Source organism: Litoreibacter ponti (assembly GCF_003054285.1).
GTDB classification, from domain to species: domain Bacteria; phylum Pseudomonadota; class Alphaproteobacteria; order Rhodobacterales; family Rhodobacteraceae; genus Litoreibacter; species Litoreibacter ponti.
Genome location: NZ_QBKS01000002.1, coordinates 262,740 through 274,796 on the forward strand (window position 1 = coordinate 262,740; position 12,057 = coordinate 274,796).

12 protein-coding genes are annotated in these 12,057 nt (G+C 66.4%); 2 read left to right on the forward strand and 10 right to left on the reverse strand.

Translation table 11 applies throughout. The annotated features are described in order from the left end of the window. Positions 1-44: 44 nt before the first annotated feature. From rpsA to C8N43_RS15180, 3 genes are all read right to left on the reverse strand, one after another. A complete protein-coding gene (rpsA, locus tag C8N43_RS15170) occupies positions 45-1,724 on the reverse strand; it encodes a 30S ribosomal protein S1 (RefSeq protein ID WP_211308611.1) in 1,680 nt (559 codons plus the stop codon). Between the two features lie 238 nt (positions 1,725-1,962). Continuing rightward, on the reverse strand, positions 1,963-2,673 hold the full coding sequence (locus tag C8N43_RS15175) for a hypothetical protein (protein ID WP_107846609.1): 711 nt from the start codon (positions 2,671-2,673) through the stop codon (positions 1,963-1,965). A gap of 120 nt (positions 2,674-2,793) precedes the next feature. Continuing rightward, entirely contained in the window at positions 2,794-4,698 is a 1,905-nt protein-coding gene (locus C8N43_RS15180) for a calcium-binding protein (RefSeq protein WP_107846610.1), read from the reverse strand. A gap of 196 nt (positions 4,699-4,894) precedes the next feature. Here C8N43_RS15180 and C8N43_RS15185 point away from each other — a divergent pair, with 196 nt between their 5' ends. After that, positions 4,895-6,307, forward strand: a complete 1,413-nt coding sequence (locus tag C8N43_RS15185; RefSeq protein WP_245913053.1) for a DUF3179 domain-containing protein — start codon at positions 4,895-4,897, stop codon at positions 6,305-6,307. Positions 6,308-6,401: 94 nt separating this feature from the next. Here the strand turns inward: C8N43_RS15185 and C8N43_RS15190 are convergent, their stop codons facing one another. The 7 genes from C8N43_RS15190 to C8N43_RS15220 form a co-directional block, all read right to left on the reverse strand. Next, positions 6,402-7,007 (reverse strand): (d)CMP kinase, encoded by a 606-nt coding sequence (locus C8N43_RS15190; protein ID WP_107846611.1) that lies wholly within the window; start codon positions 7,005-7,007, stop codon positions 6,402-6,404. Beyond that, positions 7,004-7,405 carry a GFA family protein gene (locus tag C8N43_RS15195; RefSeq protein WP_107846612.1) on the reverse strand — a complete coding sequence of 134 codons (402 nt, stop codon included), beginning with the start codon at positions 7,403-7,405 and terminating at the stop codon, positions 7,004-7,006. Before C8N43_RS15195 ends, C8N43_RS15190 begins: the two co-directional genes overlap by 4 nt. Beyond that, positions 7,398-7,907, reverse strand: a complete 510-nt coding sequence (locus tag C8N43_RS15200) for a hypothetical protein (protein WP_146174234.1) — start codon at positions 7,905-7,907, stop codon at positions 7,398-7,400. The genes C8N43_RS15195 and C8N43_RS15200 overlap by 8 nt, the downstream gene beginning before the upstream one ends. Next, complete coding sequence (locus C8N43_RS15205; RefSeq protein WP_107846614.1) at positions 7,891-8,472, reverse strand: hypothetical protein; 582 nt, start codon at positions 8,470-8,472, stop codon at positions 7,891-7,893. The genes C8N43_RS15200 and C8N43_RS15205 overlap by 17 nt, the downstream gene beginning before the upstream one ends. A 6-nt stretch (positions 8,473-8,478) precedes the next feature. After that, positions 8,479-9,825, reverse strand: a complete 1,347-nt coding sequence (gene aroA, locus C8N43_RS15210) for a 3-phosphoshikimate 1-carboxyvinyltransferase (protein WP_107846615.1) — start codon at positions 9,823-9,825, stop codon at positions 8,479-8,481. A 208-nt stretch (positions 9,826-10,033) separates the two neighbouring features. Next, positions 10,034-10,756: a tRNA (guanosine(46)-N7)-methyltransferase TrmB gene (gene trmB, locus C8N43_RS15215; RefSeq protein WP_107846616.1), complete on the reverse strand. Its 723-nt coding sequence runs from the start codon at positions 10,754-10,756 to the stop codon at positions 10,034-10,036. Between the two features lie 32 nt (positions 10,757-10,788). Continuing rightward, positions 10,789-11,661 carry a LysR family transcriptional regulator gene (locus C8N43_RS15220; protein ID WP_170114428.1) on the reverse strand — a complete coding sequence of 291 codons (873 nt, stop codon included), beginning with the start codon at positions 11,659-11,661 and terminating at the stop codon, positions 10,789-10,791. A gap of 98 nt (positions 11,662-11,759) precedes the next feature. Here C8N43_RS15220 and C8N43_RS15225 point away from each other — a divergent pair, with 98 nt between their 5' ends. Beyond that, the gene (locus C8N43_RS15225) at positions 11,760-12,041 is read left to right on the forward strand and encodes a DUF1330 domain-containing protein (protein WP_107846617.1); all 282 of its coding nucleotides are present in this window, start codon (positions 11,760-11,762) and stop codon (positions 12,039-12,041) included. Positions 12,042-12,057: the final 16 nt, after the last annotated feature.

The window sequence follows — 12,057 nt, forward strand, 5'->3', positions numbered from 1 at the left end:
GCTGTCTCCAGCAGGGCCTCCAGACTTCATATCGCGACAGGCGCTTAGTCGTCGTCGGATTTCAGCGCTGCACCCAGGATATCGCCGAGCGATGCACCGGAGTCGGAGGAGCCATACTGCTCGACCGCCTCTTTCTCTTCGGCGATCTCGCGGGCCTTGATCGACAGGCCCAGACGGCGGGTCTTGGCGTCAACATTGGTCACGCGCACGTCGACCTTGTCGCCCACCTGGAAGCGCTCGGGGCGCTGCTCTGCCCGGTCACGCGACAGGTCGGAGCGGCGGATGAAGGACTTGGCGCCCTCGTATTCCACCTCGATGCCGCCATCCTCGATCGAGGTGACCTCGACGGTGATGATAGAGCCGCGCTTCACGCCCTCGGTTGCCGTGTCGAAGGAGCCGTCCAGCGCCTTGATCGACAGGGAGATGCGCTCCTTCTCGACATCCACCTCGGTGACCACGGCCTTGACCATGTCGCCTTTGCGGAAGTCCTGCAGGGCGTCTTCGCCCCGGCCTTCCCAGGTGATGTCGGACAGGTGCACCATGCCGTCGATGTCGTTGTCGAGACCCACGAACAGACCGAACTCGGTGATGTTCTTGACCTCGCCTTCGATCTCGGTGCCGACGGGGTTGTTCTCGGCGAAGACTTCCCACGGGTTGCGCATGGTCTGCTTGAGACCAAGGGAGACGCGGCGCTTGGCGCTGTCGATCTCCAGGACCATGACTTCCACTTCCTGCGAGGTGGACACGATCTTGCCGGGGTGCACGTTCTTCTTGGTCCAGGACATCTCGGAGACGTGGACCAGACCTTCGACACCGGGCTCCAGCTCCACGAATGCACCGTAATCGGTGATGTTGGTGACGCGGCCCTGATGCGTGCTGTCGAGCGCGTATTTGGCGGCTACGGCCTCCCACGGATCGTCCTGCAGCTGCTTCATGCCAAGGCTGATGCGGTGGGTCTCCTTGTTGATCTTGATGACCTGCACCTTGACCGTCTCGCCGATCGACAGGATCTCGCGCGGGTCGTTGACCCGGCGCCATGCCATGTCAGTGACGTGCAGCAGGCCGTCCACACCGCCCAGGTCGACGAAAGCGCCGTACTCGGTGATATTCTTGACCACGCCGTCGACCGCCTGGCCTTCAGTGAGGTTGCCGATGACCTCGGCCCGCTGCTCGGCGCGGGACTCTTCGAGGATCGCGCGACGCGACACCACGATGTTGCCGCGGCGGCGGTCCATCTTGAGGATCTGGAAGGGCTGCTTCATGCCCATCAGGGGGCCCGCGTCGCGCACGGGGCGCACGTCAACCTGGGAGCCGGGCAGGAAGGCCACGGCGCCGCCAAGATCGACGGTAAAGCCGCCTTTGACGCGGCCGAAGATGGCGCCATCGACGCGCTCTTCGTCGGCATAGGCCTTCTCGAGACGGTCCCAGGCTTCCTCGCGGCGGGCCTTGTCACGGCTGATCGAGGCCTCGCCCCGGGCGTTCTCGACACGGTCAAGGAACACCTCGACCTCGTCGCCCACGGACAGATCGGCGCTCTCGCCGGGTTCTGCGAATTCTTTGAGATCGACGCGGCCTTCCATTTTGTAGCCGATGTCGATGATGGCCTGACCGGCCTCGACCGCGATGACGCGGCCTTTGACAACCGAACCTTCGTCCGGGGTGTCCATTTCGAAGCTTTCGTTCAGGAGGGCTTCGAATTCCTCCATGGATGCGTTTTGAGCCAAGTTTTTAGTGTCCTAACTTAGGGTTTATGCGGGCCGAGCGGTTGTCTCCGCCGGTCTTTGGGTTTCGGTTGGTCCGGGTGGCGTTTTCAAAACAAAGAGGGCCGGTGTGACCGACCCTGCTCGCCTTGCTGCTTATACCGCTGCCTAGACAGGCGCGCGTATAGCGTGGGCTGGCGGAAAGGGCAAGCCTTGCACGCCCTTCATCCAAGATCAGACAGCGCGCATACGCAACCACCAGTCAGCTTTCGCCACAGGAGATATAGTCGCCGGTTTCCTGCAGCACCTGTCCCTTGCACCAGATCTGGGTCGCGCGCACGTAGATGCCCTTCTGGCGCGAGGCGCGCTCGAGCCCCGGCAAGGCCAGATTGGCCGCATCCGCACTGTCGAAATAGACCACCGTGCGGTACCAGCCGTCGCGGCGCAGAATATCGGTAGAGGTGCCGGGCAGCCGGTCTTCGATGAATTGCTGCTCGTCCTGCGCGGCCTCCAGCGTGCGGTCCGCGCCCAGGACCACCAGCCAGTCCGGAATCACGACGGGGGCGTTGCCGGGCACGGCCGCGACGGACACCTCGCCATCCTCGGTCGTGGTCACGCTAAGCTGATCCTCGGATCTGAGGTAGCCGGTGACATTCTCGATCTCCAGCAGCGCGGCCAGCTGCTCCATCTCCTCGGCGTCGCAGTTGGCATCGCTCAGACACCCGCCGCTGATCTTCACCTCATCAAGGACCGAGCTCTGATCCGTCAGCTCCTTGACCTCCTGCGGGGAGATGTTGAAGCCAAGGGCCGCGATCTTGATGTTGATATTGTGGTCCTGAAAGGCCTTGAAGAACGCCCCTGCCCGCTCTGCGGTCAGGTCGGGCCGCACGAAGAGCGAGACGATCAGCACCAGGATCGCCGCATAGACCAGGGTTTGCAGACCAAGCTTGATGGCTTCGAACGTCTCTTTCATGGGGGCCTCTTTCGCGCTGTCTTTGCAGGCAGCTTAGCGCAAATGCCCCGGAAGCCGGGCGTGAAATGGCATTGGGGCCGCGGGCGGGAACGAACCCCGCCCGCGGCCAGCGCCCAGAAATCAGAGCAGCAGGTCGTTGGCTGCCAGTTCGTTGACCCATTTCAGCTCGACGCCCATATCCGCCGTGCCGTCGCCGGTCTCGTCGATCCACAAGATGTCGCCATCAAACATCACCTCGCCCGCGCCGCCGCCCGACAGGGCGTCGACCAGGGTGAGACCGCCGAAGCTCGTCAGATCGATGCGGTCCTCGCGACTCTCGAAGCCGTAGACCACGTCCATCTCGCCCGCGACCGTGCCGCTGTCGCCGGAGCGGAAGACGAAGGTGTCGCGCGCGTCGTCCTTGTCCCATCCCTTGATCTCGTCGACCCCGGCCCCGCCGATCAGGATGTCGCGCCCGTTGCCGCCGGTGACCTCGTCATTGCCCGCGCCGCCATCGACCGTATCATTGCCGTCGCCGCCATGAACCGCGTCATTGCCAAGGCCACCTTGGACCGTGTCGGCATGATCCCCGGCCCAGACCGTGTCGTCGCCGTCGCCCGCGTCGATCGTGTCACGGCCGGCATCACCGCCGATCGTGTCGTTGCCCGCGCCGCCCTGCACGGTGTCTGAACCCTTGCCGGCCCAGATGGTATCGTCGCCCGCGCCGCCGTCGAGCGTGTCACCGCCATCGCCGCCACCCAGCGTGTCATTTCCTGCGTCGCCGCTGATCTGGTCCGCGCCCTTGCCGCCCCACAGCTTGTCGGAACCATCTCCGCCCGACATCACGTCGCGCCCGGTGTCGCCGCCCATCTCGTCGTCGCCCGCGCCGCCATCCATGGTGTCATGGCCCGCGCCGCCCCAGAGCTTGTCCGCACCGTCGCCGCCCGACATCAGATCGTCGCCCCTGTGGCCGCCGAGCGTGTCGTCATCGGCCCCGCCATCGAGCGTGTCCGCGCCGTTGCCGCCCCAAAGCGCGTCGGCCCCCTCGCCGCCGGTCAGGCTGTCGGCGCCATTGCCGCCACCGAGCTCGTCATTGCCCGCGCCGCCCTCGATCGCGTCATCGCCGTTGCCGCCCCAGAGCTTGTCGGCGCCTTCACCGCCGCGCAAGGTGTCGGCCCCATTGCCGCCGCCAAGCTCATCATCACCCGTGCCGCCCTCGATCTCGTCATCGCCCTGGTTGCCCCAAAGCTTGTCATTGCCGTCGCCGCCCGACAGGGCGTCATTGCCCCGGCCACCGCCCAGCGTGTCGTTGCCATCACCGCCGTCGAGCGTGTCGTCGCCAATCTCGCCCCACAGCTTGTCATTGCCGGCCTCGCCCATCAGCGTGTCGTTGCCGCGGCCCCCGCCGGAGGTGTCGTCGCCTTCGCCGCCATAGACCGTATCATCACCGTCCCCGGCCCAGATCTTGTCATTGCCCGCGCCCGCCTCGAAAACCTCATTGGCAGCGGCGGACAGGCTGTCGGAGTATTTGCCGGAATGCAGCGTCTCTCCCGCGTCGGTGCCGAAGACCACATTCTCGCCGTTCACGTAGTAGTTCAGCCAGCCCGCGATGTCGTCGACCCGCTCGTTCTGGTTGCCGTCCTCGTTGACGAAGCGGCCGTCGCGGTATTCGAACCCGATGTGGTAGATCGCGTCGGCCACGGTGTTGATGAAGGCGCGGCCCTGGAATTTCAGCGTACCGCCATCGCCCTGGACAAGGTGGAAGCCGGTCTCCTCATTGCCATCGTCGTCGCCGTGGCCTTCGACGAATTTCGCGTAGAGATCGGGGTCGGCGCGGATGTAGTCGGAGATCGCGCGCACATCATCGGGGCTGAGCCGCCCGTCGGTGTTGACCCCGGTGGCGGCCATCGCCTCGGCGATGACCTCGTTCATCAGGCGGGCCGCGGCCACACCACCGGCGATATCCTCATCGCTGGTGCGTCGCTGCAGACCGGGGTCCGAAGCCGTGTCGAGGGCGATCTGGTCGAGGGTTGGAATTGTCTGCATGGGATTGGCTCCTCCGCCATTCTTGGGTCCTAGAGTGAGTCCGATCTGCCTGCGCCCCCTCTAGCAAAGCGCGCGGCGGCGCGGCTAGGACCCCCGCGCGGCTCGGCAGGAACCCGAGCATGGCGCGCCCGGGTGGCGGCAAAATCCCGCCCGCCGCTCACCAAGTCGTTGGGTGCACGTGAGGATCGGCTGGTCCATGCTCAGCGCAGTGCGAAACACCGCCGCCTTTCCGGAGCCGCCCATGACCCTGTCCCGCCGCCAATTTGGAACCTCGCTTGCCGCCGCCGCGGCGCTCGCCCCCGCCGCGTTGCGCGCGCAGGGCAAAACCCTTGCCGCGTTGCAAAGGGACCTGCTCTCGGGCGACGGGGACATCTTCTACCCCGCGGTGCACGCGCTGGAAGATCGCGGCAATCCGGACATGGCCGCTTCGCTGATCGTGGCGCTGCGCTTCTCCAACGGTGCGAAGGGCGAGATCGTGAAGGCGCTGCGCACCGTCACCGGAGCCAATCCCGGGCGCGACTGGTTCGACTGGATGCTCTGGCAGGAGGCCAACCCGCAGATCAAGCCGCATCCGAGCTTCATTGCCTTCAAGCGCGACACGTTGATCCGCATCGATCCCAACTTCGCCGACTTCCTGAAGCCGCGATACCTGAAGCCAGAGCGCATGGGCATCCGGCTGGAAGAGATCACCTGGGGCGGGGTGCGCAAGGACGGCATCCCCAGCCTCGACAACCCGCGCCTGATCCCCGCGGCGGACGCGATCTACATGCGCGACGATGACCTGATCTTCGGGGTCGCGATCAATGGCGATGTGCGCGCCTACCCGCTGCGCATCATGGGCTGGCACGAGATGTTCAATGAGACCATCGGCGGCGTTCCCGTGGCGCTGGCCTATTGCACGCTGTGCGGCTCCGGCATCCTGTTCGAGACGAAGGTGCGCGGGCGGGCGCGGCCGCTGGTCTTCGGCTCCAGCGGGTTTCTCTACCGCTCCAACAAGCTGATGTTCGACCGGCAGACCAATTCGCTGTGGAACCAGTTCACCGGCAGGCCCGTGGTCGGGCGGCTGGCCTCGTCGGGCCTTGAGCTGAAGCAGCGCCCGGTGGTGATCACGTCCTGGGCGGAATGGCGGCGCGACAACCCGAGGACCAAGATCCTGTCGCTCGATACCGGGCACAGGCGGGACTACGGCTCGGGCGTGGTCTACGCGGAATATTTCGGCTCCAACGAGCTGATGTTTCCCACCAATGTGGACCAGCGCAGGCACCGCCAGAAGGACTACGTCTTCGGCATCCGCAAGTTTGGCGGCGCGAAGGCGTGGCCGCTGACGGCCTTCCGGCGCAAGAAGGTGATCAATGACGGGATGCTCGACACCCCGCTGGTGCTGGTGGGCGACACGACCACCCGCACCGTGCGCGCCTATGAGCGCGGCACTCTCACCTTCCGCCAGAAGGGTGGCGGGTTGGTGTCCAATGACGGGCGCAGCTGGCAGGTCAGCGAGGACGGTCTGGTGTCCGGCACCACCGTGCTGCCGCGCGTGGCGGGGCATGTGGCGTATTGGTTTGCGTGGGACGGGTATCTTGGGGCGCGCAGCGAGCTGTACAAGGGCTAGGCGCTTTCGGCTGGTTTTGGGATTTTGAGTATTTTTTGCCAAAACGAAGCCAAGGCGATTTGCTGGCGGCGGGCGCGTTAACCTTAATGTCGGGTTAAAGCTTGGCCTTGATGTGAGCGACCGCCTCGGCCACGGCATCCTCGATGCTCAAGTCTGACGTGTCGATCAGGACGGCATCGTCTGCGGCCGTCATCGGGGCAGCATCACGCTGGCTGTCGCGCGCGTCGCGTTCCTGCAGATCGCGCAAGACGCCCTCGCGGCTGACGTCCTGGCCCTTGCCGCTGAGTTCCAGATAGCGCCGCTCGGCCCGCACGGCGTCCGAGGCGGTGACGAACAGCTTAACCTCCGCATCGGGGCAGATCACCGTTCCGATATCGCGCCCGTCGAGCACCGCGCCGCCCTCGCGCCGTGCGAAGTCGCGCTGAAACTGAACGAGCGCCGCGCGCACCTCCGCGATGGCGGCGACGCGGGAGGCGGCTTGGGCCACCTGCGACGTGCGCAGATCCTCGCGGGCGGTGTCCTCTGGCGCGAGCGCGCGGGCGGCGGCGACCGGATCGGCCCCCTCCAAAACCTTCGCGCCCGTGGCGCGGTAAAGCAGCCCGGTGTCGAGATGGGCGAAGCCGAACGCCTCTGCCACGCGCTTGGACAGCGTGCCCTTGCCCGCCGCCGCCGGGCCGTCGATTGCCACCGTGAATTTCATAGCACCTGCGTCGTCATGTTCGGATCATCCGCGGGGGCCTGCGGCGTGCCATCGGCGATCTCGTAATAATCGCCCTTGTCGGCGCAAAAGATATGCCCCGCCAGCGCCAGCCCCGATGCGTCATCGAGCGTGCCCGCGAAGATCGACAGGTTCACGCCCGGGCCATCCCAAAACAGCTGGCTGCCGCAGGTCCCGCAAAAGCCCCGCCGCGCGGCGGGCGACGAGGCGTACCATGTGGGGGTTCCGGTGATCGTGACGTCCTCCCGACGGGCGGAGGTCGCGGCGACGTGGTGCCCGCTGGTCTTGCGGCACTGCTGGCAGTGGCAGGCAATCACCGGGCGCAGGGGGCCTCGCACCTCGTAGGTGATCGCGCCGCACACGCAACTTCCGTTAGGCATGGGCTCTTCGTCCTTTCAACCCGCCAAGACATAGCGCCGGCCCGGCCACGGCAAGGCTCGCGAATTTCGCCTGCGTGGCCCAGCGAAACCCGTCGATGAACTCGGCATATCCGGTCTCGACGCGGGGCACCATCAGCGCTGTGACCGCTTGGTTTTCGATCAGATCGAACGCGGCGTAGGCCAGCGCCGCGCCCGCCGCGACAAGGCCCACCACGCCGCGCACTCTGCTGGCCGCGCCGAGGATCAAAAGCGCAAGCGCGATCAGAAACACCGTGTCGAGTGGCTTGAGCCAATTGGTGTAGTAGAGCCGGCCTGCGGGCGTCAGGGCGTCGAGATACGCGACCCCCTCGGCCCCGCCCATGCCCAACGGGCGCATGTCGAAGCCAAGCATCCCGCCCGCGTGTGAGGGCAGAGTCACGTAAGAGCCATAGGCCAACACCGCGTAGAGCGCCGCGGTCAACGCCGCCCACGTCCACAGCAGCGGCTTAGGCGCCGTAGGCAATCGGCTCACTCATCGCGACGGTCTCGCCGCCTGCGACCCGTGCGGCGAGCGCGCTTGGCTTGGCCTCGAAATCATAGGCGTCGTCTGCATGCAGCGCCGCGTCCATCAGCCCTTCGACCGCATTCAGCGTGGCCCCGCCCCGCTCGGCGTCGCTCAGGATCACCCGCATCGCGTGGATCGCGTTGTCGGCCTTCACACCCACCAACGCCACCTCGCCGCCGCCAGACGCCACCGCCATGTCCACCAGCGCCATCTTGCAGCCGGTCTCGGGCAGCGCATTGGGCAGCTCGCCCGGGTAGGGGTCGCCCGCGATCAGGCGGCCGGGCTGGATGTCCATCGCCTTGACCGGGCCAAGGTTGATGGGCGCATCGAAGTCGCCCTCCTCGAAGGCGTCAAGCAGCGCCGCGCGGCGCAGCAGCAGTAGGGTCTGGTCGTCCTGCTCCAGCGCCAGCATCAGCCCCATCAGGAACTGGTTGTTGCTCTCCGCATGGCCCACAAAGATGCGGGAGTTGGCGTCGAGATCCCCCTCGCCCTTCAGCACGACGCTGGCAAAATACTTCTGCATAATCCCCTAATCCCTCGAAATATGTGCGCCCAAGCCGCGCATCAGGTCCTCAAAAATCGGGAAGGACGTGGCAATCGGCCCCCCGTCGTCAATCCGCACCGGGCGCTGCGCGGCAAAGCCCAGCACCATGAAGGACATGGCGATCCGGTGGTCCAGATGGGTCGCGCAGGTGCCGCCCCCCGGCACGCCGCCCGCGCCCATCCCGTGCACGATGAACGTATCCTCGTCTTCCTCGACTGTCACCCCGCAGGCCTCCAGCCCGCGCGCCATCGCGTCGATGCGGTCGCTTTCTTTCACGCGCAGCTCCTTGACGCCGCGCATCACCGTCTTGCCGGTGGCGCAGGCGGCCACGACGCTGAGCACCGGGTATTCGTCGATCATCGAGGCCGCGCGCTCGGGCGGCACCTCAATCCCTTTCATGGTGTCGGAAAAGCGCGCGCGCAGATCGGCAACCGGCTCGCCGCCTTCCTCGCGCATATTCTCGAATGTCAGGTCCGCGCCCATCTCCTGCAGCGTGGTGAACAGCCCCGCGCGGGTCGGGTTCAGGCCAATGCCCGGCACCAGCACGTCGGAGCCTTCGGCGACCAGCCCCGCACAGACCGGGAAGGCGGCGGAGCTGGGGTCGCGCGGCACAGTGATGGTCTGCGGCTTAAGCTCCGGCTGGCCGGACAGGGTGATGACGCGGCCCTCGCGGGTCTCGTCCAGCGTGACGGTCGCGCCGAAGCCCGCAAGCATGCGTTCAGAATGATCGCGGGTCGCCTCTTTCTCGATCACCACGGTATCGCCCGGGGCGTTCAGCCCCGCCAGCAGCACCGCGGATTTCACCTGTGCAGACGGCATCGGCACGGTGTAGCGCACGGGCACGGGGGATTTCGCGCCGACCAGCGTCATGGGCAGGCGGCCCCCTTTTCGCCCGTAGCTCTGCGTGCCAAACAGCGCCAGCGGGTCGGTGACCCGCCCCATGGGGCGGCCATTGAGCGACGCGTCGCCAGTGAAGGTAGCGGTGATGGGCGAGGTCGCCATCGCGCCCATGATCAGGCGCACGCCAGTGCCGGAATTGCCGCAATCGATGACCTGGGACGGCTCGGCAAAGCCGCCGACGCCGACGCCGTGCACAGACCAATTGCCGCCGCCATGGTTGACCACTTCGGCACCGAAAGCCTGCATCGCGCGGCCGGTGTCGAGCACGTCCTGGCCCTCCAGCAAACCGGAGACCCTGGTCTCGCCTACCGCCATCGCGCCCAGGATCAGTGAGCGATGCGAGATCGACTTGTCGCCGGGCACATGGGCCTCCCCTGTCAGCGGTCCGCCTTTGGCGGAGGTCATCGGGATGGGCTCACCGTGGGCGGACATGGGCGTGATCTCTTCGTTAGCAGTGACGTCGGGATGGTGTAGACGAGCCAGCCGGGGGCGTCCATTGGACTTCGCATATTGGCTTCGTTTTGGCCCAAATACTCAATCTCTGCGCCTGTAACATGTGACGGACTTTGAGTATTTTTGCCAAAACGAAGCTTGAGGCGCCAAATAAAGAATAGCGGGCGGCGACAGCCGCTCAATCGGGTCAGTCCCGCGTAAAGGTCAGGTAATGGGGCGTGCGGCCCTCGCGCAGGGCCTTCTGCTCGTAACGCGTCGACAGCCAGTCGGTCCAGGGCTGCCGCCAATCCTGCGCCCGCTCCGCGGTCCAGGTGAAGCCCGCGCGCGGAACCTCTTCGAGCGTCTGGCGCACGTAATCCTCGATATCGGTCGCCACACGGAACGTCGTGCCGGGCTTCATCTTCTTGGCCAGTGGCCCCAGATGTTCCTCGGTCACGAAGCGGCGGCGGTGGTGGCGGGCCTTGGGCCACGGATCGGGATAGAGCAGAAAGGCCCGGTCAAGGCAGGCGGGCGGCAGTACGTCGAACAGGTCGCGCGCGTCGCCGGGGTGGACGAGGATGTTCTCGACCCCTTGACGCCGGATCTTGCCCAGCAGCGCCGCGGTGCCATTGATATAGGGCTCGCAGCCGATGAAGAGCGTGTCCGGGTTCGCCTGTGCCTGATGCACGATATGCTCGCCCGCGCCAAAGCCCACCTCCAGCCAGAGCGGGCGGCCTTGGGTCAGCGCGGCAATGTCCAGCAGCGTGCGGTCGGGGTTCTCCTCCCACGTCACATTGGCCAGGCGGACCTTCGGCAGGACCTCTTCAAGGTCCTTTTCCTGACGCGGGTGCAGCGCCTTGCCCTTCATGCGACCGTAGAAGTTGCGCCACGTGCGAGTGTCGGGGGCGTTGGGGTCTTTGGGTGTGCTCATGGGCCGCGCTTTACCCGCCCTGCCCGGCCAACTCAACCGACGAACAGCGCCGCGCGCGTCTTGCAATGGGCCACCAGCATCGAGCGGAAGGCCGCAAGCTTCGCCCCCGGCCACACATCGGGATGCCCCACGACCCAGATATCGGGGTAGGGCTGCGGCTCCAGCACCGGCACCTGCTGCAATCCTTCGGTGGTGCGGCCCAGAAACATCGGCATGCGGATCACTCCCAACCCCGCCTTCGCCGCGCCGATCATCGCCACCATGTCGTCGAGCCTGAGCCGTACCCGATGGTTGGGATAGCGCGCCGAGCGCGCCTGCGGCGGGTCCGGGTAGGCATCATAGACGACCCAGTCGATCATCGCCTGCGGCTCCGCCTCGATCCGCGCGGCCCATGCGGGGCTGGCAAAGCTCGCGCTGTCCTGGGCCAGCAGGCGCAGCCCCGTGAGCGTGTCGCCGGGGTCGCGGCTGATGCGCACGGCGAGGTCCGCCTCCCGCCGGGCGAGGTCCAGCCGCTGGTTGGTCGCACGCACGGTCAGCTCAACCTCCGGGTGGGCGCTGGTGAACTGATCAATGACGGGCGCCAGCAGCGAGGCGATCAGCAATTGCGGCGCGGTGATCGTCAGCGGCCCCGACAACGCGGTCTCCGCCCCGCGCAACTGCCGCATCAGCCCGTGCTCGGCAGCCTCCATCTGCTCGGCCTTGGCCGCGATGAGATGGGCGGTATCCGTGGGGTGGTAGCCGTCGGGCAAGCGCTCGAAGATCGGCTGGCCAAGCGCGTCTTCCGCGCGGCGCACCCGGCGCGCCACGGTGGTGTAGTTCACCCCCAGCGCCTGCGCCGCCCCCGCCAGCGAGCCGTGGCGCACCAGCACCATCACCGTGCGCAGATCGTCCCATGCCATATCCATGATATGCATTTTTGCACGCCATACCTGCAAATACACGCGTTTTCGCAGATATCTCCCTGCCGTAAGTTCATCGCATCATTCAAATATGGAGACCCCAGATGATCTACGCTTACGCCGCCCTTACCGTCACCAACCCCGAAGCGCTTGCCGCGTACCGCGATGTCGCGGGTGCTGCGCTGGCCAAGCACGGCGGCAAGGTCGAGACGGCCACGCCCGATTTCACCGTGCTCGACGGCGCGCCTGACGCGCCGAATGTGGCAGCGCTGTTGAGTTTTCCCGACAAGGACTCGGCGCTCGCATGGGCCCATGACGCGGAGCTGGAGGACGTGCACGCCCTGCGCCGCTCCGCCGGGGCGTCGGACATTCTGCTCCTCGGCTAGGGCCACGCCGACACCG

Bases quoted from the DNA above. Each gene is read 5' to 3' on its own strand.
- C8N43_RS15175 (WP_107846609.1), bottom strand. From the start codon at position 2,673: ATGAAAGAGACGTTCGAAGCCATCAAGCTTGGTCTGCAAACCCTGGTC.
- C8N43_RS15195 (WP_107846612.1), bottom strand. From the start codon at position 7,405: ATGCCTAACGGAAGTTGCGTGTGCGGCGCGATCACCTACGAGGTGCGA.
- C8N43_RS15190 (WP_107846611.1), bottom strand. From the start codon at position 7,007: ATGAAATTCACGGTGGCAATCGACGGCCCGGCGGCGGCGGGCAAGGGC.
- C8N43_RS15180 (WP_107846610.1), bottom strand. From the start codon at position 4,698: ATGCAGACAATTCCAACCCTCGACCAGATCGCCCTCGACACGGCTTCG.
- C8N43_RS15205 (WP_107846614.1), bottom strand. From the start codon at position 8,472: ATGCAGAAGTATTTTGCCAGCGTCGTGCTGAAGGGCGAGGGGGATCTC.
- trmB (WP_107846616.1), bottom strand. From the start codon at position 10,756: ATGAGCACACCCAAAGACCCCAACGCCCCCGACACTCGCACGTGGCGC.
- C8N43_RS15220 (WP_170114428.1), bottom strand. From the start codon at position 11,661: ATGGATATGGCATGGGACGATCTGCGCACGGTGATGGTGCTGGTGCGC.
- aroA (WP_107846615.1), bottom strand. From the start codon at position 9,825: ATGTCCGCCCACGGTGAGCCCATCCCGATGACCTCCGCCAAAGGCGGA.
- C8N43_RS15225 (WP_107846617.1), top strand. From the start codon at position 11,760: ATGATCTACGCTTACGCCGCCCTTACCGTCACCAACCCCGAAGCGCTT.
- C8N43_RS15185 (WP_245913053.1), top strand. From the start codon at position 4,895: ATGCTCAGCGCAGTGCGAAACACCGCCGCCTTTCCGGAGCCGCCCATG.